The sequence below is a fragment of the Bacteroides sp. D1 genome, assembly GCF_000157095.2.
In the GTDB taxonomy this organism is placed as follows: domain Bacteria; phylum Bacteroidota; class Bacteroidia; order Bacteroidales; family Bacteroidaceae; genus Bacteroides; species Bacteroides xylanisolvens.
Genome location: NZ_JH114351.1, coordinates 64,892 through 90,018, shown reverse-complemented (window position 1 = coordinate 90,018; position 25,127 = coordinate 64,892). Strand labels below are relative to the sequence as shown.

Below are 25,127 nucleotides of genomic sequence, written 5' to 3'. Positions count from 1 at the left end.
AACTTCACTTGATAATACCAAACCGGAGGAGATTGCATCTGCCATCAGACAGCATTGGTCTATTGAGAATAATCTTCATTGGCAATTGGATGTTACCTTTCGAGAAGACTACAGTAAAAAGGTGAAAAATGCAGCCAGAAACTTTTCGGTGGCAACAAAGATGGCACTTACCATACTAAAGAAGGATAAAACAACAAAAGGAAGTATGAATCTGAAAAGACTAAAAGCCGGATGGGATGAAAAATATTTGTCACAACTTTTACAGAACAATAATTTTTAATGCGTCTGCCCTGCCGTCTGATAGAGATGATTGCCTGTGCCGACATCTCCGTTCTGCTCCGTGGGGCTTCCGGCACCGGGAAGGAGCACATTGCAGCCGAGATACATGCCCGGAGCCATCGGAAGAACAAGCCGTATCTGGCTATCGACTGCGGGGCCATTTCCGATGAGCTTGCCGCCTCCGAGTTTTTCGGTCATCAGAAGGGAGCCTTTACCGGTGCGGAAAGCGACAAGGTCGGATTGTTCCGTGCCGTTAACGGAGGGACATTGTTTCTGGACGAGATAGGCAACCTTTCCTATAAGACACAGATGCTCCTGCTCAGGGCCTTGCAAGAGAAACGCTGCAAGCCGGTAGGTTCCACGAAAGAATACTCTTTTGATATCCGGCTGGTTGCCGCCACCAATGAGAATCTGGAAAAAGCCATCGGAGAAGGACGCTTCCGGGAAGACCTGTTCCACCGGCTCAATGAGTTCACTCTGCGGATTCCTACACTGGCAGAATGCCGGGAAGACATCCTTCCTCTGGCTTATTTTTTCTTGAAACTCACTTGCGCCAAGGCCCATAAATCGTTTCGTGGCTTTGACCGGCTGGCAGAGGCGGCACTGCTGGAATATCCCTGGCCGGGGAATATCCGTGAACTGAAGAATGTAATAGGTCGAGCCGTACTCATCTGCCAAGAGCAATGGATTTCCGTTTCAGACCTGAACCTTGAAATCTCCCTTCCTAAAGAAGAAGAAACGCAGTGGACGGAAGAAGAAAAAGAAAAGGCGTTGCTTCTCCAGACCCTTGAAAAGACGGGTGACAACCGTTCCAAGGCGGCCCGGTTGCTCAATGTCAGCCGGACTACCCTGTATGAGAAACTAAGGAAATACCATATCATCGACTGACCGGAGGATAACCCGAAGCAAATGAGGTTTACAAAAGTGTAAGCCGTCCTAACATTCTTGTCAAGGACGGCTTACACTTTTTATTTACACCCGTTTCTATATGAAATTTGTTTATTGTTGATTATCAGTATTTTAAAAAGGTATAGAGCTTTAAACGATAGCAGAGGCATTTCATTTGGCTTACTCCGGTATAAACAAATCAAATGTATGCCGTATGAAACCATTTACAGAATGCCGTATATTCAATTATTTATCTCTGGCTTCAAGCCCAAAACAGACAGTTTCCGATGAAGAATTCTCTTCCTCCTATACCGAATATGAACAATACCTTTACGACCTCGCCATCGAATCGGTTTCCGTATCGGAAAGGCTGCGCCATCTGCTTCACAGCAAGGTAGAACTGATTTCCCTAAAGAAGTTATTCACCCGAACAGGACATTTCCACACGGCAGTAGCCGAATTCTATCTGGACAAATGCCTCCTGCTGGTGGAGGCGGAAATAGAGCTGGTCAATTTTGGTGTACAGTACCCCGGAACCATCACGACACCTTCCTCGTTTCTTTCATCGCTCCATTGGAAAGGTTCGCTGGTCAACCTGATGGAACTGATCTCCTCGCTGGATTACAGCGGGCTGATTACGGACGAAAGCGGCAAACGCCTCTCTTTCGCCGGTATCGTTTCCGCTTTTGAGAAACTCTTCAATGTTGCCATTCCCAAACCATATGACCTGCGTGCCGACCTTGCCCGGCGCAAAAAGAACTATTCCGTCCTGCTGCCCAAACTAAAGGAAACCTTTGAAAAGAACATCGCGGCTTGCGGAAACGGGAAGTGAACAGGGGTATTTTTACCCCCTGTCACAAATAGTCATCTCTTGTCATTTGTAGTCACTTTCCGATTTTAGGTTCGTATCAAAATTATCACTTATTTTGCTGCCGGATAAATAAAACCTGAAAAGATATGGCTAAAATCAATAGTACACGCAAACCCGGACGGGCTGACACTTCGAGCAAATGAAGAGGCGGACGGAATCCCAAAGAGGAATCAGAACTTCATTCTTATTATTACGGATTCCGTCTGGACGAACTCCAGAACATCGAGTTTGAGAGGCTCTTTGAGAATTCGGGAGCTAATAATAAATCCCAGTTCATCCTTGCCGCCCTTTTCGACAAACCGATGAAAGTCGTGAAAATAGATAAGGCGGCAACGGACTACTACATCAAGCTGACCAACCTGCAGAGCGAATACCGCCGGATCGGAGTAAACTATAACCAGGCAGTCAAAGCTCTGCATACCGGACTATCCGAAAAGAAGGCTCTTGCCATGCTCTATAAATTGGAGCAACTGACTATTGAACTAATATCTCTCAACCGGGAGATTATCCGTCTCACCCAAGAATTTGAACAATGGTTGCAAAAATAACATCAGGAGCCTCCGTTTACGGGGCATTATACTACAATCAAGAAAAAGTGGACAAGCAGCAGGCACGGCCACTGGCATGAAACCGGATCATGGAACCGGCAGACGGCCATCCGACCATCCAGCACTGCATCCGTTCCTTCGAACCGTATCTGGCGGCTAACCGTCGGACTGAGAAGCCCGTTATCCACATTTCATTAAATCCACACCCGGACGATGTGCTGACCGATGAACAGTTGACCGCTATCGGCCAGGAATACATGGAAAAAATGGGATATGGCAACCAACCCTATATCATCTACCGGCATGAGGATATCGGCAGGCCCCACATCCATATCGTCTCCCTGCGTATTGACGAGCAGGGAAAGAAAATTAAAGATTGCAAAGAATGGCAACGCTCGACCGCTGTTTGCCGGGAGCTGGAGAGGAAATACCATCTGTTACCCGCCGAGAAGATGGAGCGACGGGAATCCCTGCCGCTGACTGCCGTCGATTACCGGAAGGGGGATATCAAGCATCAGATAGCCAATGTGGTCAAGCCCGTCATGCAGGGATACAAGTTCCAATCCGTCAAGGAGTTTAAAGCCCTGCTTGGCCTTTTCCATGTAACGGTGGAAGAGGCCCACAAGACGATAAAGGGAAAGACCTATCATGGACTGGTCTATGCGGCTACCGATGAAAAAGGAGAACGGACCGGCGTAGCCATCAAATCCAGCAAGATCGGTAAAAGCGTAGGCTACGAGGCACTCCAAAAGAAATTTGTGAAAAGCAAACAATGAATTGCCCGACATCCCGTACCCGTACAGACGAAGGAAGCTATCGCTACCGCCCTGCAAGGACAGCCCACCCGTCAGGGATTCCTGCAGGAACTTTCTGGAAAAGGCATTGCCGCCATACTCTGGCAGAACGATTCCGGTGTGATCTATGGCGTGACCGACATCGACCATAACTCAAAGACCGTATTCAAGGGCTCGCTTCTGGGCAAAGAATATTCGGCATCGGTTATAAACCGGAAGTACGGCACGATCCCACCGGAAAAGACTGAAGAAGCCCCTGTTATCCATCCGTCCGAACCGGAAATGAAAGAGACGGAGCTGGTGGAAGGACTGCTTGATATATTCTCTTTGGAATCCTATCCGTATCCGGCAGACGACCTGACGCAAAGCCCTTACGGGAAAAAGAAAAAGAGAAAACGCAGAGGTCCGCATCTGGGCTAATAAAATGTATCACCATTAATTATCATACCGCTTATGTCACAAGACGAAACCAGAGGGCTCAATAAGAACCTTGACTTCATGAGGGCCATCAGCATCCTATTTTTAGTGATGAATGTCTATTATTTCTGCTATCCCTATTTTCTTTCCATGAACCTGAACATCGGTGTCGTGGACAAGATACTGCTCAATTTCCAGCGGGATACCGGGCTGTTTTCCCATTCGCTGGTGAGCAAGTCCTTCAGTCTGCTCTTCCTTTTCTTCTCCTGCATGGGAGCGAAAGGACGGAAGGACGTGGAGATGTCATGAAGGAGTATCGGCTGTTACCTTATAGCCGGGATGCTGCTCTTTTTTGGTAGCGAGCTCTTACTGACGGCACGCTTCCCCGTCGCGCTTCTAACCTTATTATATGTAGCTACCGTAGCTGCCGGATATATCAGCCTGCTTACCGCCGGAACCTGGATCAGCCGCCTGTTGAAGAACCAACTCATGGATGACGTCTTTAACGACGAGAACGAGAGCTTCATGCAGGAGCGCAGGTTGATTGCCAATGAATACTCGGTAAACCTGCCCACCCGTTTCCGTTACCAACGAAAGACCTATTCAGGCTGGATAAACGTGATTAATCCCTTCCGCGCCTCATTGATATTAGGCACGCCGGGATCAGGAAAGAGTTATGCCATCATCAATAACTATATCCGCCAGCAGATAGAGAAAGGATTCGCCGCCTATATCTATGATTTTAAGTATCCGGATTTAAGCATAATTGCTTATAACCAGCTGCTTAAAAACAAGGATAAGTATGCCAAGCCGGTCGGATTTTATGTGATTAATTTCGATGATCCCAGATACAGCCACCGGTGCAATCCCCTCAATCCTTCGTTTCTATCCGATATCGCGGATGCATACGAATCAGCGTATGTAATCATGTTAAATTTGAACAAGAGTTGGATTCAAAAGCAGGGAGATTTCTTTGTAGAAAGCCCGATTGTGCTATTTGCGGTGGTGATCTGGTATCTTAAAATCTATGAAAACGGGAAATTCTGCACCTTCCCACATGCCATAGAGCTATTGAATAAACCATATTCCGACCTGTTCACCATACTGACCTCTTACCGGGAGCTGGAGAATTACCTGTCACCTTTTATGGATGCATGGAAAGGTGGTGCGATGGAGCAGCTCCAAGGGCAGATAGCTTCCGCCAAAATTCCGCTATCAAGGCTGATCTCACCTGCCTTATATTGGATTATGACCGGAGATGACTTCACGCTGGATATCAATAATCCGGAGGAACCCAAAGTTTTGTGCGTCGGCAATAACCCTGACAGACAGAATATTTACTCATGTGCGTTAGGATTGTATAATGCCCGTATCGTTAAAATGGTCAACCGAAAAGGCAGGCTCAAATGCTCTATTCTAGTGGATGAGGTTCCCACACTTTACTTTAAAGGACTTGACACCCTGATCGCTACCGCCCGTAGCAACAAAGTGGCAGTATGTCTGGGAGCACAGGATTTCAGCCAGTTAATACGTGACTACGGTGATAAGGAGGCGCGGGTGATCCAGAACACAATTGGAAATATCTTTTCCGGGCAAGTGGTCGGAGAAACAGCGAAAAACCTTTCTGAAAGGTTTGGGAAAGTGCTCCAACAGCGCAAATCCATTAATATGACCCGTGAAGACACCTCAACCAATATCAGTACCCAGCTCGACTCGCTGATACCTGCCTCCAAAATCTCCAACCTCTCGCAAGGAGAGTTTGTCGGCAGTGTCTGCGACAACTTCGGGGAGAAGATAGAACAGAAGATATTCCATTGCGAGATCGTGGTGGACAATGAACGGGTAGCCGCCGAAACAAAAGCCTACAAGCCTATCCCCGTCATAACCGACTTTACCGGTGCGGATGGTAAGGACCACATGCAAGAGGAAATCGAAAGGAACTACTATCAAATCAAGGAAGACGTGACGCAAATCATCGAAAAAGAGCTGCTTCGCATCCAAAATGATCCCAACTTGAAACACCTGCTGGAAACGGCAAACGATGAATAATCCCTATTTAATTTATTAATCATTTAAATGTTGTAAACATGGAAAAAAAGAAAAGTTCTCCGGCCAACCTGCCGGGAAAACCCTGCTTCCCCTGGGTGGGAGGTAAAAGAAGACTGCTTCCCGTACTTATCGAATCCCTTCCGAAAGACTTCGGACAGATGGATACCTATGTAGAACCGTTTGTCGGTGGCGGCGCCCTCTTCTTCTGAATAAGACAAGCCTATCCGGAAATCCGTTGCGTCATCAACGACTCCAACGAGGCTCTGATCAATGTCTACCGCGTCATCAAGGAATCCCCGGAGCAGCTTATTAAAGTGCTTGCCCGGATACAGGACGAATACATCGCGCTGGAGGAACATACCCGAAGAAGGGTCTACTTCATGGAGAAACGTACCTACTACAATGAAGGAAACCCGAATAACATCACCCGTGCCGCCCTGTTTATCTTCTTCATGCGTACCTGTTATAACGGCATCTACTCCGTGAACCATAGCGGAAAGCTGTCCGTCACTTTTGGTGCCGGGGGACGGGTAAAACTGTTGGAAGAGGAACTGATCCGCTTTAACCACAAGCTGCTGCAAGATGTTGTGATTCTGGACGGTGACTACCGGCAGACCGCAGAATACACCGGAGCCAACTCCCTATTTTATTTTGACCCGCCTTATAAGCCGGTCAATGAGGGTAACTCCTGCACCTCCTACATGCCACAGGACTTCGGAGATGAAGAGCAGATCAACCTGGCAAATTTCTGCAAGGGAATAGGTGAAACCGGTGCCAAATGAATGCTTTCCAACTCCGATCCCCGGCAAAAGAACCCTGAGAACACCTTCTTCGACGACCTCTATGCCGGTTTCCATATCCAGCGAATCAGCATCTTCCGTTCCATCTGTTCCATAGCCGAGAAAAGAGAAGCGGTCAATGAATTGCTGATCAGAAATTATTAAGAATAAATATCCGGTGGTAGCCGGGTAGCAATAAAAAGAGAGCCAAATTCCCTCCAGCAGGGATTTGACTCTCTTTTTTATTGCCTGCCTTTCATGCATCAGACAAGGACCAGTATTTTATAATTTTCAACCGGACTGTTTCTTTGCAGGCTTTTCAATCAGCTTCGGGGCTGTTTCGTGCTGATGATCCGTCTTGTTCTCCTGCGCCATCTTCCTGCCCAACAGGTAATCGTTCAAATCGTTATACTCCCGGTAGCAGTCGGACTTGTCCCTGACCGGGCATCCGGCTTGCGCCATCTGCTGAAAAGCCTGCCTTCCGGCGGAATCGTTATCCAGTAGGCAGAGGGCACTCTTATACTCTTTCAAGACAGGGATAGCCTTGCCTACATTGCTGACCGAATTTAAAACGATATAGTCCGGACCGTTTCCTTTAGGCTGTCCGTTACCGGGATGCGTAGCCTTGAGCGTGAGGTATGAGAGATAATCCATAAAGCCTTCAACCACTATGCAACAACGGTCGCTGCCATTTTTGATATGGGTAATCTCTTTGGGCGATATGCTGCCTTTTAGGTATTTGTTACGGATCTCGTACCCGCCGCTCCGGTTGGCAAAGCCTACGGCAAAATACCATTTTCCCTTGTTCTGAAAATGCACTTCCTTGCATGCTTCCCTTGCGATTTCAGGCAAGATGCCTCTTTCTTTGAGATATCCCAGCAAGACTGGGTTCGTCAGCGGATCAATGCGTACCTGCCGGTAGCCGGTAGCCTGCGGTTCCGCCTGCCGGGGAGAGGCTGCTACCGGACGGAAAGCAGCCGGAAAATGTCCCTCTATCGTTTTAAGCGCATAAGAGATATCCTTCGTCTTTTGAAGCTCCATCGCCAGGGTGATGATGTCCCCTCCCTGTCCGATGCGTAGGCTCGGTACAGGACGCCTTGCCGCCTTTCGGCGGTAGGTTTTCCCGTACCTGCCCCCAAACCGTACTTGCATGTCTCCATGCATACGGCTCTCCGTTGATAACATGACTTTATTTAGCATGGTTGTGTATTTTGGCATAGCACTTTTCACAGACGACCAATGTCTTCCTATGCTTTTCAAGCATCAGCCTGTCGCATTCAGTCTTTCCTTTAAGCTGGTTTAGCTTTCTGACATGACGCATGACTACAGGCCCGACTTTTCCACATAATTCACATGTTCTCGCCTCCAATCGCTCGGTCAGCGTCGGCTGTGGAATTGCGATTGTGTAGGATAAGTCGTTTACCTCCGTATAGTACATTGGCGGTTTACGTTTGAATCCCTCATTATAGAACTTTCTGTGCCGTAAGTTACCTTTTGCATCTTGATATGGCACTATAATGTCATTCCCAATCTTATATTTGTCAATGACTTTGCTTACAGTGCTGTTGGTCTTTGCTGCAATGGTATGGTACATACTGTACTCCATGATGTATCCAAACTTTGAGAGTGCGTATGCCACGTTATTGGCAATGCAGTAGTAATTGTAGAACCCTCTGATTTCAGAGTTATATGCCGCCACTATGTCCTCGATTTTCTTCTTCATAAGATTGCCTCTAAACTTTGCAAACCAAACTTGTCGGCCATTTTCTACTTTGTATCTGATGGCACTATATTCTTCCAGTTTGTTCCGCACCGTTTCGATGGCGACCTTTAAGACTATCTTACCGTTGTAATAGCGGGCTGACACATTGTTCTTGTTCCGCTTGACAACATCGGACTTACGAACAGAAACCTCGAAGCCAAGAAATTTCGCGGGCGTTTGTGCGTTTGTTATCAATGTCTTTTCCTGCGACAGTTCCAACTTGAGGTTTTCTTCCATGTAGTTGGTAATGTCCGATTTGATTTTAACGCAGTCAGCCTTGCTTCCGATGACACCTATGAGGAAATCATCTGCGTATCTTACGTATCTAAACCTTCTGTATGTTTCATCCATACTGTCTCTGCTCTCAATCTTTTGCCTTTCACGTCCCAGTTTCACATACTCATCCCTAAGCTGTAATCTGGCATCTGCATCTTTTATGTTCTTGATGCTTTTAAGGATGCCTTGCATTTTACCGCTGAGTTGCTTGTATTCTTTGGTGATGTGTCTTTCTTTTCCCTTATTGAAGCGTAGGGCGTATTCTTCCATATACTTGTCAAAATTGTCAAGATAAATGTTGGCCAGTATAGGACTGATATTACCGCCTTGTGGGGTTCCCTTGTTTGTATTATGAAACCTCCAGTCTTCAATATATCCTGCATTCAACAACTTGCGAATGAGCCTTAGAAATCTATTATCGTCAATCCGTTTCCGCAAAGTTGCAATCAATACATTATGGTCTATGTTGTCGAAGAATCCTTTGATGTCTCCCTCCACAAACCATTTTGTGCCTGTGAATGTCTTTTGGATATGGGTCAGGGCGGTGTGGCAACTTCTGTTTGGCCTGAATCCATGTGAGGTGTTTGCAAACACCTCTTCATAGATGGCTTCGAGAATCATGCGCACTACCTCCTGTACAAGTTTGTCCTCAAAAGAAGGAATCCCAAGCGGTCTTTTCTTCCCGTTTTTCTTGGGTATGTGTGTCCTCTTTGCCGGATTTGGCTTGTAAGACTCATCCCTCAGAGATGCGATGACCTTGTTTATTCTTTGAAGGCTCATCCGGTTGATGGTTTTTCCATCCGTACCGGGTGTCATGTTGCCAGGTTTGGCGTAAATACGCTGGTAAGCGACATGAAACATCTCCTCATTGAATAAGATACGGTATAGCCTTTCGAACTTGTAATCTGAAACCTTACCATGCTTGTTTAAAGCTTTTAATACTTGCTCTGGACTTCTCATAATGTCTCGCACATTTTCCATTGTTTGTATTAAGTTATCTAACTGCTTCCCTTCGCCATGTACAAGGCTTTCCCTTGCTCGGACTACTACGGAAGCTCCGTCCCCATGTCAGATATTCAGAGCCTTATGCCCATAGCCTTGCGGCGTTCTGATTTAGGGAATCCCCATTTGCTATCACAATAACTGTTTGGCTCGGCAGACTGTCGGATGCGACTTACGTTCTATTCCGCTTATTGCGGTTGCTCTGAAGCCAGTTCTTGCCCCGTTGCAATTTCGGTTTACATGGGGTGCTTCAGCCCGACGTTAATCAAATACCTTTCGTCGGGGCTGACACGTGTGCCGCAGAACTATCGTTCAACCAATCAGGCTTCATCCTCGTGCCTGTCTTTTCCTCTTGCCATGCAGTCGCAGCTTGGTATTTAGCTGACTAACGGCTTTACCGACATGCTTCTGTCACCTTCGGATTTCTCCTCCAGCTAAGTCGTTGAGGATAGGTCTGTTGAACTCTAACCTAATCTCTTGCCATAGAGATATTTATTGTGTAGCCTGTATGGGCGCATCGAAATCGTATCATAGGTTGCGGGATGCGCTCACCTTGAAAGAAGGTGTCTTCTCCTCACGGAAAGGGGAACAATACCAGATACTGTCCCCTTGTTGTTTTACCGGGTTGAACCCCATACGCCGGAGATAATCCTCCAACTGAATGCTCTTGGCTTCTTCAATGTTCATTGTGTAACGGATTAAATTAATGACTCTTTTTAGAACGGGAATCCTTTAGTATCACCCACTGCAACGGATTCTGCGGCTTCCCGTTTTTTCTCAGTTCAAAATGCAGATGGTTGCCGGTCGCTATGCCGGTATGACCGACATTGCCGATATGCCGACCTATGCGTACATCGCTCCCTTTCCTCACATGCAATTTGCTCAAGTGTGCATACAACGTGGAAAAGCCGCCCGCGTGCCGGATTTCGATGTACCAGCCGTAACTGCTGCTATACCTGGCTTCAACGACTTTCCCGCTTCCTGAAGCATAGACCGGCGTGCCATAGGGTGCGGCAAGATCCACTCCGGCATGGAGTATCCTTTTCTTTTTCACCGGATGCATCCTTATACCGAAACCGGAAGAAACGGCATACCTCCTCCGACTTTCATTCAATGGATACAGAATAGGATAATCGGCCAGTACGGTAACCGGCAACCGGCTGTCTCATATGAAAGACTTTCACTGCCGGGCAGAGTGGATACGGTAGATGACAGCACTGAGTCCGGCTTTATATCCCTTTGACGGGGACTGTGCAAAAGCCGGACATGACAATAAGTGACAGAACATGACAATTAATGACAACTTCCTCATAATCAAACTATTTAATGACAAAGATAGTAATTTTACCCTCGTAAATGATTCATTAATCTTTAAAATTAACGTATATGAACGATGTGAATTTAGCTCCTGAAAACAAGGAAGCAACCCCGGAACACGGGTATTTGATGGCGTATGACAAGAAAGAGCAGAAAGCCAAAGGTGTAAAAGGAATCGCAGCGAACGGAGAGCTGGAAACGCTCGAAGCTAACGAGGCGAACAGGGACCAGTTTATCAAAGTGGACCAACGTGGAAACTTCTTCACCAACTTCGGGAAGAATTTTCTCTACCAGTACAATAATCCCGGTCGTTACTCCCTCTACAACATGCCGAAGGAAACGCTCGTAGAGCAGGCCAAAGAAAAGATCGAAGCGGCGCAGGAACCACAGAACGAAGCAGTCAGAAGGGAACTGGCTTCGACCAGGGTGTATAATAACCATCGCTTCAACGAGCGGGAAGTGAATTGGGAACAGGCCGCCAACTACGGCATTACCCCGGACGGACTGAAGAACGCAAAGGACAGCCTCGAAAGAATGTTGCAGGGAAAGACTTCCGCTATCGCTTTCCGTGTGGCAAAAAATTCCGAGCTGGGGCGTGAAAACGGGGATGCCAAACTCTCCCTGTTCCGCGACGAGAACGGAGCTGTCAAGTTCGACATCCACTACATCCGTCAGGCTCCCAAGATCGGGGAAGACTACAGGGGACATGTCCTGACGGAAGAAGACCTCAAGGCCCTGAACCAGACCGGCAATCTCGGCAAGGCGGTGGATGTAGTCATTGACTACCGTACCAAAGAAACCAAATCCTGCTACCTTTCCAAAGACCCGGTGACCAATGAATTGTTCCATATGCCCGTAGAGCAGGCACGCATTCCGCGTAAGGTGAAAGATTATACGCTTTCTCCGAAAGAATACGATGCTGCCGTGCGCGGTGAGGAAGTACCGATCCGTTTCAAGTCTGATAATGGAAAATTTTATGCCACCTCCATCCAGATGAGTGCCGCCGAGCGAGGGGTGGAATTCCTCTGGGAAAGAAGCACCAAGAAGTTGGAAGAGGCACAGAAACAAGGTCAGGAACAAGACGGAAGCCAGCAGCAGCCCCATGCACCGGTACAAGTAGCCGGAAAACCCCGGAAAAAAGAGGAAGCCTCACAGCAAGCGGAAAAGAAACCGCGTACCCGTAAACCGTCCATCACACCTAAAATGTAAGAAAAATGGCAACCTATATTTCTGATGATCCCAAACTATTGGACGAGCTTTTCAGGAAAGACGGTGAAGGCCAGCTCCTTGTCGGTTATGAAACCGGCAAGGAGAAACCCCATGCAGAATCCTCCTATATGCTTTATCCTGCCAATCCCGACAGGCAAGACCCTGTCTATACGTTTATGGCCTTGTTCAGCCAACAATCGATAAAAGCCAAATACTCCGCCTTCGTACCGAATACCCGTCTGGAAATCTATTCATTCCCGAAGATGACGGATGTACCGGCTATCTCCGGAGATATTTCCAAAAAGGAATATATCAATCAGGTATTACTACCCTATATCCGGGAAAAGGGACTGGCTCCTCTAATAAGTACCAATCTGAGAAATGTCCTGTTTGCGCAGTCACGCAGCGATATCCTCATGATATCGGGAGAACTTCCGAAACTGACCACACAGCAGTTGGACGAGCTGGTCCATTTTCATCAGAAGCAGGATGAGCTGGCTGCCAGGTATGATTATAATCCGGTTTACAAATTACCGCTGCATGCTGTGGAAACGTCCAAAGGAATCTTGTTTTTCAGTGATACCAAAATGGGACGGGAGGGATTGAAGAGCTTTTACCAACAGTTATCCGGCAATTATTTCTGGGTTCATGGCGAACCCGGTCCTGTCAGGCAATACAACGTCAACTGCCTGTCCGACGATATCTGTCCTTTGGTGGATGCCTGCTACCGGAAGAATCCCCAAAGCGGAAAAGGGGAATATGATTTTGATAATGCTGTATTCTCAAAAGAGGCTTTCCGTGACAGGAAACAGTGGAAACTGGCGTTTGAAACGGACATGGAGCCGAGCGCTTCTGAATTTCTCCGCCTGAATGAATTTGCCGGATGTCCTGCGAGCCGTAACAATGCGGATATCAGCAAACTGTTGTATCTGATGGAGAACGGATTCAAGCGGGATATAATAAATGATCCCGATTTCGGATACCGGAATGTCTTTCAGGAGTATGTCACCCGGATAGACGACTGTATCAACGGACAGTCCTCGGGGCCAGATTTGTCAGATGTGCTGGATGACATGCGTTGGAAAGCGAAGAATATCCTTCTGACGGATTTCGATGTCCGTGGACACCGTACATTGGAAAGGACACTGAATGACAGGAGCGTCCCGTTTCTCATCAATGGAACCGATGCCGGCGAAGCCATGAGGCAAGCCTTGCTGGAAGGAAAGTGGATCTACTGTCCCCAAATATCCAAGTCAATGCCAGATTTACATTTCCTCCATGCCGAAAAGACATGCAACCGGGTAATGGCATATACCAAATCTCCCGTAAACAAGACCGTGTATCAGGAGAAAAACGGCAAAATCATTCCATATGTACCGGCTTTGAAAAAGGTATCGAAAACGAAAAGGAACAATTCCCTCAAAATGTAATGATATGAAGCAACCTGAACAATCCTATACAGCCATAGAGACAGCCCATGGCTTTGTGTTCTTTACTGATACGACGGAAGGACAGAAAAACAGGCAGGACTTTCTGCAATTTATGGCAGACCATTACTTCGATCCCCATTTCAATCTTGGTCCGGTAAATGTTTACCGGGCAGAAGGAGTCCTAAAGGATGGATCCTATGTCAATCCGGGTGAAGGCCTGTACCCGGAATATGCTTACCTGCAGATGGATAAGACACCGGAAATGGAGCTGGTCTACCGGAATGAGATGAAGCCGACCTGGGAGGATTTCGGTAGTTTCTGCCACAATATGCATTGTACCAGCAGCCATCGCAACCGTAATATCGCTGATATTTTGGAGGAAATAGAAAGCAAGGACCGTAAATTACTGGAGCTTTCCAAACAAGGTACAGCATCGGATATCCGGCAGCAGATAGAAGAAACCGGCCAGGATAAAGCCTTGCTGGACAAACTCCTCAAGCAGTATTACGATGTGCGTGGACACCGGACTGTTGGGAACATCCTCCGCGACCCGATGGAATGTGTCACCGTAGACGGTGTCCGGCTCTTTACCCCTCACCGGCAAGTATTGGCGGCAGGGCACGGACTCTTCCTGCCGGGAGAGGCAAAAAGCAACCCGTCCCATGCCTATGCATGGATAAACGGGGATTTCACCCGGATCGTATTTTCTAAGGATCCTCCTGCGAACAAACAGGTGTTCAAAGTGAAAACAGTCATCGAAAAGGCTTTGAATAAAAAGCAGGACGTGAAAAAGAAAAGAAATACCCACCCTAAATTGTAGAAATATGGACAAGAGAAACCAAATGGAAAATCCTTTTTTCGATCCCGACAAGCCGGGAAGTATTTTTGTCGGTATGGACCGTTACCATCAGTACTCTCCCCACCAGCCCCGAAATGCCCTCACATTCATTCAGAAAGGAGATGCGGACAGCCTGTTCCGCAAATTCCTGATTGACAATATCAAGGAAGCGGAGTGCTGCCCCTATATTCCGGATACGGAACTGCTCCGGTTTGACCTGGCGAACATGAGGCAGGTTCCACCGGTAGATACCCATACCCCTTTCGAGGAATATATCAGCAAGGAACTGCTGCCGTATTTTCAAGAACACTGCATTCCCCCTGCCAAACGCATTTCCCTGCGTGATGCGGTCTATACCTATAAATACAAGAATGAACCGGACGGCGGCATATTGAAGAAGTATCTCATGCAGGAACCCGCATACTTGGAGTTTCGATTACAGCAACAGGAAAAAAGGACATTGTACCGGTGCCAGCCGCGGTACACATTCCCCTTAAAAGTGGTGGAGAATGACTTCGGATACCTTATCTTTTCCGGTAACGAGATCGGCAGGAACGGATTCAGGGAGTGCATCCGGTACATCACGGACCATTACTTCGACCCGCACTACGATACCGGCCATCTGGCCGTCTACGACAGTACGTTCATGGACAAGAACCTGGTTCCTCTCATAGATGCCGCTTACAAGCCGTGCAAACCGATGGAACTGGATTATTCCTTCGATTTTTATCCGGCATCCTATATCGGTCTTGACGAACTGCCCAAAGAATTCATCGACAGTTTAAAACCGGTATGCTACCATTCGATGGAAGCGACAGCCGGGGATTTTATAAAATTCGCCACCGACTGGCATTTCAATAAGGATACGCAGGTTTCCATCAGCCGGGAGAACCATGACATTTACCGGCTGCTGACCGTCATGCGTAACGGTTATATGAATATTCATGAACAACCGTTTACCTATTTCAATGAACTGCTGCCGTATGCCAAGGAATTTGAAAAAGTCACGCAGGTTAAATCTGCCGGCGAATTCGATACGGGAAAGTTCAAGCGGTTGTCTACGGAAATCCGGAAGGCTGCCGATGGAATTTTGAAAAGGGATTTCGATGTGAGAGGGCACCGTTCCCTTGAGAATATGTTGAATGACTCCACCGTTACCTTCACCGTCGGAAGCCGAAAACTGAATGAAGTTCAAAAGACGGCACTGGCTTCGGGATACGCACTGTATCTCCCGGAAAACAACAAGGAGGCGACAAGGCATCTCCTTTTTTGCAAGGCCGACTTTGAGCAGGGCAGAATTGAGGGTTCCTCCAAGCCCTTCGGCGTCAGGACATACGTGATAAAGGACGGACTGCTCTGTCCGCTGCCGGAAGAGAAGAATACCGTTAAAAAGACTGAGAATAAGAACAGACATAACAATAACCGTTTAAAATAAAGCGATATGATACCTAAAAGTCAGATGTACCTCGGAGCGCGGATTGTAGAGAACGATCCGGAAGAGGAAACTCCCGTTGTTCCCTATAAAGGAACAGTAACAGCCATTGAAGAAACCGGAAAAGGGGAACTGGATTACTTTGTCTATATCCGGCTGGATGATGAGTCCATGAAACAAAAAAGAATCTCCCTTTGCTGCCCGGACAAGATCATGACCTGTTTTCCATGGACTATAGACCTGGAAGAAAAACAGAAAATGGAGCAGAAAATGAAGAATAAAAAAGTTCCCGACCCGTCGAAACGGCATAGACTATCTTAATCAACCATTCATCTAAACCATAAAATAATATGAGTACATACATTGGTTTCAATTTGAACAGCAACAGGCAGATTGAACATTTCCAGACCATAGAGAATCGTTATGGCATCAATTCAGATGGCGGCAAATTTCTTTTCGGGCAGGCAGAACTGGCCTTGAAAGGCTCCTACATTCCTAAGGAAGAAGTCTATTTAATACCATATCAGGGTGCTGTACAACCGGGGAACATTGAAAGGTTCATCAAGGACATGACCCATAACGGAGGACTGTCTTGTGCAACTCATTTCCCATTGCGGGATATCGCCTTCGTTTACGAGAATACATCTCCTTATGGCATCCATAATGTGGATAGCATCCAGAGAATGCTTCAAAAGGCCAAAGACAATCCCCTGCTGAAAAAACAACTGAACGCTTACCGCGCATTCCATCAAGAAAAGGAAAAAGATATCTACAACAGGGTGATTACTGCAATAAATACGAACCAGGGAGTCCTGATGTTCAATGATACCGGCAGGGGGATACAGTGTGCGCAGAAATACCTGCAGCATATTGGCGATAATTTCTTCTCGCCGGTTTACAGGGATGCGGATAAACTGCAAATATATTATTTCAGCACTTCCAATATCAATCTGATCAAAGAGGCGTCAAAGTGTTCGAACATGTTTGAACATGGCTTAAAAAAGATATACCTTCCCCAAAAGGCTCATTTCCTGGATTCAAATATGATAGCCAACTATACCCCGGCGGTAGAATGCAGCATGGCTCCCTCTTTGGAATGTTATAACCAACTGGCCGAAAAGTTGAATCTGGGCAAGAGCCAGAAGAATTATAACATAGGCGTACTCGACCGGATCTGCAAGACCGGGCAAATCGGGAATTTGGAAAAAGACAGCCGGTTCAACCATCAAAACAGCTTTGTCTCCCTGGATGAACGGATCAGGCTGTCTTATGTGGGGAAGCAGGATGGCACACTGCTGAAAAATGCACTTGAACGGACCATCAAGGATACGGCAAAGAGAATCCTACAGACGGACTATGCGGTACGGGGCTATGAACCGCCCAAACAGGAAAAGAAAAAGAGTAGAAGTATCACCATGTAACTATTTTAAATTTCAATCGTATGCAAAAGCAAGAGATTTCAAACATTATGATTTTCTTTGTTACCCAGGACTTGGAAGGGCAACCCCGACAACTGGAGATGCACCTGATGCCGGAGAAAGAAGTATCGATGATGAATCAACGATTCACCGAATACCTCCAGCGGCAAAGGGAAATGTACAAGCCGTCCCTTGTCCAAAGCCACTTGCCGGATCTTTATCTGTGCCGCTACCAGTTTCCGGCAGGAGTAAGCTACCCGGATATCCGGCTCTTTGACAAGGATAACAGCTTGGTACAAAAATTCATCACCCGGAACGGAGGAAGCATGCAGGGCAATGTCTCATTGCGCGGACTGGAATACCTGCATTCTCACGATGAAGAAAAAAGCCTGCCCATGCTGGTAGCCAGCGGACTTGCCGACCACCTGCTTGTACAGCCGGAAGCCAAACGGTTCGCGCTGGCACAGGATACTCTCCACGACGATCCGTCGGAAACCCTGACCGCCGTGGAAACCGCCAAAGGAGTGCTTCTGTTCGAATATTCCGGCTTTGGAAAGACATGCTGCCATGCCTATATGCAACATCTGGCCGACCGTTTCTTCATTACGGACGAAGAGAAACCGGAGTTTGTCAACCTGTACAAGCTGACCCGTCCGGACGCAGAAGTGGTAAAGGCATTCCAAGCATCTCCCAATGCCTTCTCCTTATATACAAACTCTTTTCTGCCGGAGAAAGCACAATATCTGGATGCGACTATCCTGCGGAATGCCCGGCTGGACAGGAGCCACCGCATAGAACCGACATTCGATGCCTATGACAAGTTTGCTTCCTCCTATAACGTGCTCCCCAGTATTGCCAATGCCCAGATACTCCGGTTACTATCCTTACAGGAAACCGCAGGAATCTATGGGATAGACTATACAACCAGAAGGATTCCGTTCATACACAAGAATTCTTTCAACTCCCAGTTCAATGCGCTGCAGAATATTCCGGCTGAAAATAAAGGCGGACAGGAGAAGGTCAAATCACAGATCCGGGATCAGGCGGCCTATATCCTGAAACGTGATTACGGGCTTATCCCGGACAGCCTGCAAAACAAAGAGATAGACCCCATCATTTCCCTCCAGACTCCCAAAGGAGCCGTCTACCTGCCCGCCACGGATGAAGGAGCCATCTATAAACAGTGTTACCTGCAATATCTGGCTGACCGTTTCTTCACTCCGGAAGTACAGGCTCTGGGACGAATCAGAGAATTCTATATTTCCTGCCCGAACCATAGCACGGAGCATTACATGCAGAAGCATCTGGACCTTTTCCGGTCCAATCCTTTCTACGGGCAGCTGGCGAAAATGCCATTGTATCCGATAGAGCAATCCGAGCTGTTGAAGAAAGGCGGCTATCCCATAGAGCCGACATACCATGCATTCAAACAGTTTACGGAAGATTACCGGCTTTCGGTAACGCCGGAGAATGCCGAGATATTCACCCTGCTCTTTATACGGGAATACGGATTACCGGCTGATTTCAATACTAATGAAAGCTATAAGGAGTTCATCCACAAAGGAAATTTTAAACCGCTGGATCAAGAAATGTCCGAACTGCAATCCAAAAAGGGATATAGTGAAAAGGCATTCTACAATATTCAAAACAGGCAGCAGCAACTCGCGGACAAGATACTTGGCCTGAGATACAGACTGACCTGTCCTCCGTTGCAACTGACCGGACCGGCGGCTTCGGAAAAGAGAAAGACGGCTTCCCGTCAGAACAAGTCACATAATCCCCGCATCTAAAACTGATTATCATGCCTGCATGGATGGAAAAAATAAAAGATACATTCACCGCTAAAGCGGATTTAAAGAGCCTGTTTATTGTGTTACAGCCGGATAATCAAGTCTCGACTGTCATGGTCGTGTCGTATGTTCCGACGGATAAGGACTCTTTTCAGGTATTTATGGATCTGACCGCCCGGATTGCTATGGATCAGAAAACCATACCGGATAACTTATTGCTGCATTTTGAGGGAATACCTGCTAAAGATATTCCTTTCACCAGCGAACTACCGGCGAAAGACAGTGAGAAAGCCCTCAGTTTCATCGCCTCTTACGGAGGCATCACTGAAAACAACTCCGTACCTTTACGGAAAGCGGCTTATTTGAGAGCATGCCAAAGGGAACTGACGGCAGAGAATATCCGGGATCTGGACTACTCACCAGCTTATAAGTGCTTTATTGCACACGAAGATGCGATGGAGAAGATTGCGGCAGGAAAGCAAGCCAAACAGTTCTACACCATAGCTGAAACGGAACAAGGTGTCCGCGTATTCAATGACGGACTTTCCGGGACTATAAAGTTTCGGGATTACCTGCAATCGACAGCGGACAATTTCTACTCAAGCTCTTTGCAGGATGTGGAGTCATTGAATATTTACCGGATAGAAACCGTCTCCCGCCGGATGCTGGAACTCTCCAACGGGAATCAGACCACCATGCCGCAGGCCGGGATGGAAATTCTGGCGAATTACAAGCCGTCCGTCACTTTCGACATGCATCCTACGGGAGAAAATCTCAACCGGTTTGTCACAGCCGGCGCATTGGAACTCTCTATCCGTAACCGGAACATTATGACACTTCAGGACATAGCAGCCAGAGGATACGCCCATTTACCGGCAGACGAATCGTTTGCCTATAAAAAGGATTTCTTGTTTGTGGAGAAAGGTATCCGTGAGATTACCCGGCAAAAGGAATTGTACCGGGATTATCCTTTCCGGCAGAAGATGGATGAATTACAAAATGCTGCCAGGTCATTGGCGCAAACACTGTTAAACAGGGATGGAGTCCGGAAGAACTATCATCGGGTAAGCCCGCCTGTTGTTGTTTCTAAGAAAGGAGAAGCTCAAACAGCCGAAAAACCGCAAGACAAGCCCGGACTGTCCTGTGGCAATGAAAAGAAAAAGGTCAAGACAAAAACCGCTTCCGTTAAAAAGCAGGCGAAGCCCAAATTATAATGCATATGGAACTGATAAATAATACATTCATTCCCGAAAAAGAGATACCACGTAGCCGCAGGGCTGCCGGAAGGAAAGCATTCCTGCAAACTTTCAGAAACCTGTTTACCAGCCGGAATCATTTCAGGAGATTCATGGATACTTACCGTTTCAACACGATCCGCTGGAGCGCGTCCAACCTCCACGAACCCTCATGGGGAAAACGGATCGGATTATTCTTTCGTACCAAAAATCCAATCGCTATCCTCCAGGATGATTACCGGAGCAATCGCAGTAATCTGTTGAATAAATGGGAAACGTCCAGCCTGAACCGTATCCAGATGGAACTGGTCCGAATGGGTAGTATGCCTATTCAGAATAAGGACAGACATACTTTCAAAGCTCTGAACAGCATTGAAAAGAAAATCAAACAACTGCAGGAATATGAAGGATGTCCCGATATGAGCCATGAAAAGCAGCTTCTGGCAACATACAAGTACATTCTTTCTTCTCCTTTTGACCGGAAGTTCGGAGGATTGCCACCCGATGAGATTTGTGGGATGCTTCAGCAGAACGGACTGTCTGAATCAAACCTTCCTTACCAAAATTACGAAGGAATCCTCCAGGGCCGTGAAACAGTCATGTACGAACTGGCAACCGGAAAGAACGGGGAGAAATACCTCCAACCGGCAGATCAGGTGAAACTGAATGCGGGAATGTCAGGAATCTCAATGGATTTAATCAGCCGTTTTCCGGCAAAGGAAATACCCCTGCCGAATCTGACGGAAAGCATACAAGTATCGGAAAAGAAAGAGAAGCTCTCCATTCCCAAAGAACCGAAGAAAAGGGTACGGAAAGAAAAATCAAAGGTCAAGAGTGTAAAAATTAAATAGTCATTCATATTAAAAAAGAAAGTAACATGAAAACAATTTGTATTTGTGAGAAGCCCTCGATGGCACGCAGCATTGCCCGGGTCCTGGGCGTAACGGAGAAACAGGAAGGATACTTGAGTGGGAACGGATATGCCGTCACATGAACTTACGGCCATCTGTTGGCATTGGCCCTGCCTCAAGACTACGGCATTGTCCATGTGGAAAAGGAGATGCTGCCTATTATTCCCGACCCGTTCAAACTGGTTGTCCGTCAGATTAAAACCGAAGATGGATACAAGGCTGATCCGACGGCTCTGAAACAATTGGAAGTAATCCGTAAACTGTTGGGTCAGGCTGATCAAGTGATATCCTGTACTGATGCAGGGCGGGAAGGAGAGTTAATTATGAGATATGTGCTTGAATATCTGGGATATCATAAGGAAACCAAACGCTTGTGGATATCTTCCATGACAGAAAAATCGATACGGGAAGGATTTGATAGCCTCAAATCAAGTAAGGAGTTTGACAACCTGTACCGTGCCGCTAAAGCCAGGAGAGAATCAGATTGGGTCGTCGGTATGAATGCCAGCCTGTCTTTGAGCATGGCTGCAGGCAAGAGTAACTATTCTCTGGGAAGAGTACAGACACCGGCACTTGGCATGATTTGCCGTCGATATCTGGACAACAGGGATTTTATAGCCAAACCCTATTATCTGCTACAGCTACGGACAACGAAAGCAGGGAAAGAACTCGTCTTAACCTGTACCGGGAAATATGATACACCGGAAAAACTCGATGTGGACCGTAAAAAAGTGTATGAAGAGACGACAGCCAAAGTGGTGCAAGTGGAGAAGAAAGAGGTTCCAGAAGAAGCTCCGCTACTTTATGACCTGACCGCCCTGCAACGAAGTGCCAATACCAAACTCGGACTGACCGCAGAACAGACGCTGAACATTGCTCAAAAATTATATGAAGGAGGCTACATTTCGTATCCCCGTACCGGATGTAGCTATATCACAGAAGACATCTTCGAACAAGTCCCTTCCCTCATCGGCCTGCTTAAGCAACATCCCCGTTTCACATGGCATGCGGAAAACCTCTGTAACCAGCCTTTAAACCGGCACTGTGTGGACGATAGCAAGATGACGGACCATCATGCGTTAATCATTACGGAGAACTATCCCCAGAGGCTTTCCCTTGACGAGCAGAATATCTATTCCATGATCGCGGGACGCATGTTGGAGGCTTTCTCCGGCAAATGCCTGAAAGAAACGGTATCCGTACAAGCGGACTGTAACGGCGTTCTTTTCGGGATAAAAGGAAGCCAAATCAAAGTTCCGGGGTGGAGAGGCATCTATAACGAACCTAGTGAGAAAGAAGAAGGAAGTCTTCTGCCCGAATTTCAGGAAGACGAAATATTGCCCGTGCTCGGTATTGATACATTGGTCAAGAAAACCAAACCGCAGCCCATATTCACTGAGGCAAGCCTGCTTGCTGCGATGGAAGGTTGTGGCAGAACATTGGACGATGAAAAGGAAAAAGAGGCAATGGAGGATTCCGGCTTGGGTACACCGGCTACACGTGCCGGAATCATCGAACTGCTCATTGCCAGACACTACGTGGAAAGAAACGGACGGTCACTGATTCCCACTCCCAAAGGACTGGAAGTATATGATATTGTAAAAGAGAAGATGATCGCCAACGTGAGCATGACCGGAGGGTGGGAATGCGCCTTGCATGAAATCGAAACCGGCAAAGTTTCCACGGAAACATTTACTCAGAGCATCAATTCCTATACCCAACAAATCACCTCGGAACTGCTTGCCCTGAAACTTAACCATCCGGACTTGCCACATTGTAACTGCCCCAAATGCGGAGCAGAAACGATTATCGTCTTTAACAAGGTCGCCAAATGCAGCGATCCCAATTGTGGGTTCCTGTTATTTAGAACGTTCAACGGCAGGGAACTGACGGATAATCAGATGCTCCTGCTGCTATCGGGGAAACGTACCGGATATCTGAAGTTTACCAGCAAGAAAGGAAAGAAGTATGAGGCATCACTCGAGCTGGATGACAATTACAGGATTGAGATGACTTTCAAGGATAATAAACCTAAAAAATAAAGAAGCGACTTATGAAAAAAGAAATGGAAGAGATACCGGATGAACTGAATCCGGACTTAATGCTGAATACGATTGCTTCCGAACTGCTGATCAAGATAGCCAAAGGGGAGATTGATATCCAGAAGCTGGTCAGGAAACAACTCTCGGACAGGGGAATCGATGACCAACGGAACTGGATAGGACCGGACAAGGCAAGAAAATATTGGGAGAAATATAAGATGCCTGTCTAAACCAAGTCAGTCAGGATAAGAAGATAATTGCAGGTTATTCAATCCGTTTGTAGGCCAGCCTGCAAATACCGGTTCTGAAACATTTGTTCCCGGTCATTTCCCATGAGGAAGGACCGGGAATTTCTGTAAACAGACGTATGCCGTCCCCTTGGATATACGGTGCGACAAAAAGGATGATTTCATCCACCAACCAGTATCTGAACATGCTGCTTATAACGGAAATTGTATCCGGAGCCGCTTCTATGAAATAAATACCTTCATTTTTCTTTTTCCATTGTGTCAATGAGATGAAAGATACATCCGGCCCGAGAGTCTGTGTAGCACGTTCCCGTATTTTGGTGAGGCCATATTTGTTCGGATTATCCCACAAAGGGGAAGAAACAGTCCTGTCGAAGAGGTATCCGTCAAGAGTAGTGATTGCAAGTAATTGGAGTTTTGCCATAAGTATAATATTTAACCTATAAATATTATTCGGCAGAAGTATTTGAGAAAGCGTGGCCTTACCCAACTCCAAGACGGAGGTTCTGGTAAACCTATGAATAGTAGCTGTGTAAGCCACGCTATGACAAAGCATAGCATAAGCAATACACAAAAAGCCTCTATTCATTGAAATTTACCAGATTTCCGTCTTGAGACATTCTGCGAATGTTATGTCTATATCTAATTGGAAGGCTATTGCCTGCCATTTAAATCTATATTTCGTTCCAAAGATACTCATATTTCTGATTTCTCCGAAGAAATCCATATCATAAAGAAATGTGGCAGGGCAAAAAAGGAAAAAAGATGAAAGAGTTACCATTTGTATAAGGGATGTCGGATTTCACGACTCCCCCGTTAAATAAAAAGTATAAGAAAAGCTACGCTGACAAAAAATGACTATTAATGACTATTAACGACACTGGAAACTAAACGATTGATTTATAGTAATATTCCCTTTATCTTGCACCCAATTTCATTATTCACAATTTAATTTATAAATCATGGAACTGACAATTATCGAAACAAATGCTTATCAGGACTTGAAGAAACAACTAAGTATGCTGTCCGTGCAAATGATGGACTTTCAAAAGAAAATAGCCCCCGTAACACCGGACAAGTGACTGGATGCGCAGGATGTGTGCCTGGCTCTCAATATTTCCAAAAGGGCACTGCAGACTTACCGGGATAACGGGCTGATTCCTTATTCTAATATCGGTGGAAAATTCTTTTATAAAGAAGTGGACATCCAGCAAATTCTGGAGGAAGGACTAATCAAAAAAAGAAAATAAAGAGTATGGCAGACATTATCACTAAAGATTCGGAAGAGTTCAAGGAACTTACCGGATGGATCAAACGGACAGGAAAAAATCTGGAGGCTGCTGCGGCACGGATACGTCCGACGATTGCAGACGAACATTATCTGAGTGGAGATGAGGTATGCCGGATGCTTCATGTTTCCAAGCGTACATTACAAACACTACGGGATGAAAAGGCAATACCTTATACCTCAATTACCTCTGTCGGGGGTAAACTGCTCTATCCGGAAAGCGGGCTATACGAGGTACTAAAAAAGAACTATAAAGATTTCAGGCGTTACTTGAAATAAGCAACCTGCCTGAATACGAAAAACA

General features: G+C 46.6%; 24 protein-coding genes and 4 pseudogenes. 23 read left to right on the top strand and 5 right to left on the bottom strand.

Features of this window, described 5'->3' with window-relative positions; genetic code table 11:
* The 10 genes and pseudogenes from BSAG_RS00010 to BSAG_RS25390 all read left to right on the top strand — a co-directional run.
* Nucleotides 1-280 (top strand): annotated as a pseudogene (locus tag BSAG_RS00010) (ISAs1 family transposase); the annotation flags it as partial.
* 14 nt (nt 281-294) lie between these two features.
* Nucleotides 295-1,167 (top strand): annotated as a pseudogene (locus BSAG_RS00015) (sigma 54-interacting transcriptional regulator); the annotation flags it as partial.
* 214 nt (nt 1,168-1,381) lie between these two features.
* On the top strand, nt 1,382-1,999 hold the full coding sequence (locus BSAG_RS00020) for an RteC domain-containing protein (protein ID WP_004308105.1): 618 nt from the start codon (nt 1,382-1,384) through the stop codon (nt 1,997-1,999).
* A gap of 242 nt (nt 2,000-2,241) precedes the next feature.
* Nucleotides 2,242-2,586: a conjugal transfer protein MobA gene (gene mobA / locus BSAG_RS0223680; RefSeq protein WP_224202605.1), complete on the top strand. Its 345-nt coding sequence runs from the start codon at nt 2,242-2,244 to the stop codon at nt 2,584-2,586.
* An 89-nt stretch (nt 2,587-2,675) separates the two neighbouring features.
* Entirely contained in the window at nt 2,676-3,362 is a 687-nt protein-coding gene (locus BSAG_RS0223675) for a relaxase/mobilization nuclease domain-containing protein (protein ID WP_004315712.1), read from the top strand.
* Nucleotides 3,359-3,532, top strand: a complete 174-nt coding sequence (locus BSAG_RS25395) for a hypothetical protein (RefSeq protein ID WP_157442944.1) — start codon at nt 3,359-3,361, stop codon at nt 3,530-3,532. Before BSAG_RS0223675 ends, BSAG_RS25395 begins: the two co-directional genes overlap by 4 nt.
* The gene (locus BSAG_RS0223670; protein ID WP_004315711.1) at nt 3,501-3,800 is read left to right on the top strand and encodes a hypothetical protein; all 300 of its coding nucleotides are present in this window, start codon (nt 3,501-3,503) and stop codon (nt 3,798-3,800) included. Before BSAG_RS25395 ends, BSAG_RS0223670 begins: the two co-directional genes overlap by 32 nt.
* 33 nt (nt 3,801-3,833) lie before the next feature.
* Nucleotides 3,834-5,846: pseudogene (mobC, locus tag BSAG_RS0223660) on the top strand (conjugal transfer protein MobC).
* A 38-nt stretch (nt 5,847-5,884) separates the two neighbouring features.
* Nucleotides 5,885-6,628: pseudogene (locus BSAG_RS0223650) on the top strand (DNA adenine methylase).
* Nucleotides 6,629-6,790, top strand: a complete 162-nt coding sequence (locus BSAG_RS25390; protein ID WP_004308096.1) for a hypothetical protein — start codon at nt 6,629-6,631, stop codon at nt 6,788-6,790.
* Between the two features lie 126 nt (nt 6,791-6,916).
* On the opposite strand, the gene BSAG_RS0223645 is transcribed toward BSAG_RS25390, so the two are convergent.
* The 4 genes from BSAG_RS0223645 to BSAG_RS24720 form a co-directional block, all read right to left on the bottom strand.
* Nucleotides 6,917-7,666, bottom strand: a complete 750-nt coding sequence (locus tag BSAG_RS0223645; protein WP_004315708.1) for a toprim domain-containing protein — start codon at nt 7,664-7,666, stop codon at nt 6,917-6,919.
* A gap of 148 nt (nt 7,667-7,814) precedes the next feature.
* Nucleotides 7,815-9,623 carry a reverse transcriptase/maturase family protein gene (locus BSAG_RS00025; protein ID WP_008771123.1) on the bottom strand — a complete coding sequence of 603 codons (1,809 nt, stop codon included), beginning with the start codon at nt 9,621-9,623 and terminating at the stop codon, nt 7,815-7,817.
* Between the two features lie 570 nt (nt 9,624-10,193).
* Nucleotides 10,194-10,352, bottom strand: a complete 159-nt coding sequence (locus tag BSAG_RS25385) for a hypothetical protein (protein WP_004311895.1) — start codon at nt 10,350-10,352, stop codon at nt 10,194-10,196.
* Between the two features lie 16 nt (nt 10,353-10,368).
* The gene (locus BSAG_RS24720; RefSeq protein ID WP_008771124.1) at nt 10,369-10,821 is read right to left on the bottom strand and encodes a M23 family metallopeptidase; all 453 of its coding nucleotides are present in this window, start codon (nt 10,819-10,821) and stop codon (nt 10,369-10,371) included.
* A gap of 230 nt (nt 10,822-11,051) precedes the next feature.
* Between BSAG_RS24720 and BSAG_RS00035 the strand changes: the two genes are divergently transcribed.
* The 11 genes from BSAG_RS00035 (at nt 11,052) to BSAG_RS00080 (ending at nt 23,517) form a co-directional block, all read left to right on the top strand.
* Nucleotides 11,052-12,191 (top strand): DUF4099 domain-containing protein, encoded by a 1,140-nt coding sequence (locus BSAG_RS00035; protein ID WP_004315706.1) that lies wholly within the window; start codon nt 11,052-11,054, stop codon nt 12,189-12,191.
* A gap of 5 nt (nt 12,192-12,196) precedes the next feature.
* Nucleotides 12,197-13,621, top strand: a complete 1,425-nt coding sequence (locus tag BSAG_RS00040; protein ID WP_004311892.1) for a DUF6047 family protein — start codon at nt 12,197-12,199, stop codon at nt 13,619-13,621.
* A 4-nt stretch (nt 13,622-13,625) separates the two neighbouring features.
* Nucleotides 13,626-14,441, top strand: coding sequence for a DUF6047 family protein (locus BSAG_RS00045; protein WP_004311891.1), 816 nt, complete (start codon nt 13,626-13,628; stop codon nt 14,439-14,441).
* 4 nt (nt 14,442-14,445) lie between these two features.
* A complete protein-coding gene (locus BSAG_RS00050) occupies nt 14,446-15,894 on the top strand; it encodes a DUF6047 family protein (RefSeq protein ID WP_004318628.1) in 1,449 nt (482 codons plus the stop codon).
* 6 nt (nt 15,895-15,900) lie between these two features.
* Nucleotides 15,901-16,212, top strand: coding sequence for a hypothetical protein (locus BSAG_RS00055; protein ID WP_004311889.1), 312 nt, complete (start codon nt 15,901-15,903; stop codon nt 16,210-16,212).
* Between the two features lie 29 nt (nt 16,213-16,241).
* Nucleotides 16,242-17,312, top strand: coding sequence for a DUF6047 family protein (locus BSAG_RS00060; RefSeq protein WP_004311888.1), 1,071 nt, complete (start codon nt 16,242-16,244; stop codon nt 17,310-17,312).
* A gap of 20 nt (nt 17,313-17,332) precedes the next feature.
* Nucleotides 17,333-19,099 (top strand): DUF6047 family protein, encoded by a 1,767-nt coding sequence (locus BSAG_RS00065; protein ID WP_008771125.1) that lies wholly within the window; start codon nt 17,333-17,335, stop codon nt 19,097-19,099.
* Between the two features lie 11 nt (nt 19,100-19,110).
* Nucleotides 19,111-20,313 carry a DUF6047 family protein gene (locus BSAG_RS00070; RefSeq protein WP_004315703.1) on the top strand — a complete coding sequence of 401 codons (1,203 nt, stop codon included), beginning with the start codon at nt 19,111-19,113 and terminating at the stop codon, nt 20,311-20,313.
* Entirely contained in the window at nt 20,313-21,185 is an 873-nt protein-coding gene (locus tag BSAG_RS00075) for a hypothetical protein (protein WP_008771126.1), read from the top strand. Before BSAG_RS00070 ends, BSAG_RS00075 begins: the two co-directional genes overlap by 1 nt.
* Nucleotides 21,186-21,394: 209 nt before the next feature.
* The gene (locus BSAG_RS0223635) at nt 21,395-23,287 is read left to right on the top strand and encodes a type IA DNA topoisomerase (protein ID WP_005680137.1); all 1,893 of its coding nucleotides are present in this window, start codon (nt 21,395-21,397) and stop codon (nt 23,285-23,287) included.
* Nucleotides 23,288-23,298: 11 nt separating this feature from the next.
* Complete coding sequence (locus tag BSAG_RS00080) at nt 23,299-23,517, top strand: hypothetical protein (protein WP_004318621.1); 219 nt, start codon at nt 23,299-23,301, stop codon at nt 23,515-23,517.
* A 34-nt stretch (nt 23,518-23,551) separates the two neighbouring features.
* Here the strand turns inward: BSAG_RS00080 and BSAG_RS0223630 are convergent, their stop codons facing one another.
* Complete coding sequence (locus tag BSAG_RS0223630; RefSeq protein WP_004315699.1) at nt 23,552-23,959, bottom strand: deaminase; 408 nt, start codon at nt 23,957-23,959, stop codon at nt 23,552-23,554.
* Nucleotides 23,960-24,617: 658 nt separating this feature from the next.
* Between BSAG_RS0223630 and BSAG_RS0223620 the strand changes: the two genes are divergently transcribed.
* Both BSAG_RS0223620 and BSAG_RS00085 read left to right on the top strand, forming a co-directional pair.
* Nucleotides 24,618-24,785 carry a helix-turn-helix domain-containing protein gene (locus BSAG_RS0223620; protein WP_008771129.1) on the top strand — a complete coding sequence of 56 codons (168 nt, stop codon included), beginning with the start codon at nt 24,618-24,620 and terminating at the stop codon, nt 24,783-24,785.
* A gap of 5 nt (nt 24,786-24,790) precedes the next feature.
* Nucleotides 24,791-25,102 carry a helix-turn-helix domain-containing protein gene (locus BSAG_RS00085; protein ID WP_004311879.1) on the top strand — a complete coding sequence of 104 codons (312 nt, stop codon included), beginning with the start codon at nt 24,791-24,793 and terminating at the stop codon, nt 25,100-25,102.
* Nucleotides 25,103-25,127 lie beyond the last annotated feature (25 nt).

Bases quoted from the DNA above. Each gene is read 5' to 3' on its own strand.
- BSAG_RS00065 (WP_008771125.1), top strand. From the start codon at position 17,333: ATGCAAAAGCAAGAGATTTCAAACATTATGATTTTCTTTGTTACCCAG.
- BSAG_RS0223635 (WP_005680137.1), top strand. From the start codon at position 21,395: ATGCTGCCTATTATTCCCGACCCGTTCAAACTGGTTGTCCGTCAGATT.
- BSAG_RS00025 (WP_008771123.1), bottom strand. From the start codon at position 9,623: ATGAGAAGTCCAGAGCAAGTATTAAAAGCTTTAAACAAGCATGGTAAG.
- BSAG_RS00045 (WP_004311891.1), top strand. From the start codon at position 13,626: ATGAAGCAACCTGAACAATCCTATACAGCCATAGAGACAGCCCATGGC.
- BSAG_RS0223630 (WP_004315699.1), bottom strand. From the start codon at position 23,959: ATGGCAAAACTCCAATTACTTGCAATCACTACTCTTGACGGATACCTC.
- BSAG_RS0223675 (WP_004315712.1), top strand. From the start codon at position 2,676: ATGGAACCGGCAGACGGCCATCCGACCATCCAGCACTGCATCCGTTCC.
- BSAG_RS00040 (WP_004311892.1), top strand. From the start codon at position 12,197: ATGGCAACCTATATTTCTGATGATCCCAAACTATTGGACGAGCTTTTC.
- BSAG_RS25385 (WP_004311895.1), bottom strand. From the start codon at position 10,352: ATGAACATTGAAGAAGCCAAGAGCATTCAGTTGGAGGATTATCTCCGG.
- BSAG_RS00050 (WP_004318628.1), top strand. From the start codon at position 14,446: ATGGACAAGAGAAACCAAATGGAAAATCCTTTTTTCGATCCCGACAAG.
- BSAG_RS00075 (WP_008771126.1), top strand. From the start codon at position 20,313: ATGCATATGGAACTGATAAATAATACATTCATTCCCGAAAAAGAGATA.
- BSAG_RS00020 (WP_004308105.1), top strand. From the start codon at position 1,382: ATGAAACCATTTACAGAATGCCGTATATTCAATTATTTATCTCTGGCT.
- BSAG_RS00070 (WP_004315703.1), top strand. From the start codon at position 19,111: ATGCCTGCATGGATGGAAAAAATAAAAGATACATTCACCGCTAAAGCG.
- BSAG_RS00085 (WP_004311879.1), top strand. From the start codon at position 24,791: ATGGCAGACATTATCACTAAAGATTCGGAAGAGTTCAAGGAACTTACC.
- BSAG_RS0223645 (WP_004315708.1), bottom strand. From the start codon at position 7,666: ATGGAGCTTCAAAAGACGAAGGATATCTCTTATGCGCTTAAAACGATA.
- BSAG_RS25390 (WP_004308096.1), top strand. From the start codon at position 6,629: ATGCTTTCCAACTCCGATCCCCGGCAAAAGAACCCTGAGAACACCTTC.
- BSAG_RS00080 (WP_004318621.1), top strand. From the start codon at position 23,299: ATGAAAAAAGAAATGGAAGAGATACCGGATGAACTGAATCCGGACTTA.
- BSAG_RS00055 (WP_004311889.1), top strand. From the start codon at position 15,901: ATGATACCTAAAAGTCAGATGTACCTCGGAGCGCGGATTGTAGAGAAC.
- BSAG_RS00060 (WP_004311888.1), top strand. From the start codon at position 16,242: ATGAGTACATACATTGGTTTCAATTTGAACAGCAACAGGCAGATTGAA.
- BSAG_RS25395 (WP_157442944.1), top strand. From the start codon at position 3,359: ATGAATTGCCCGACATCCCGTACCCGTACAGACGAAGGAAGCTATCGC.
- BSAG_RS00035 (WP_004315706.1), top strand. From the start codon at position 11,052: ATGAACGATGTGAATTTAGCTCCTGAAAACAAGGAAGCAACCCCGGAA.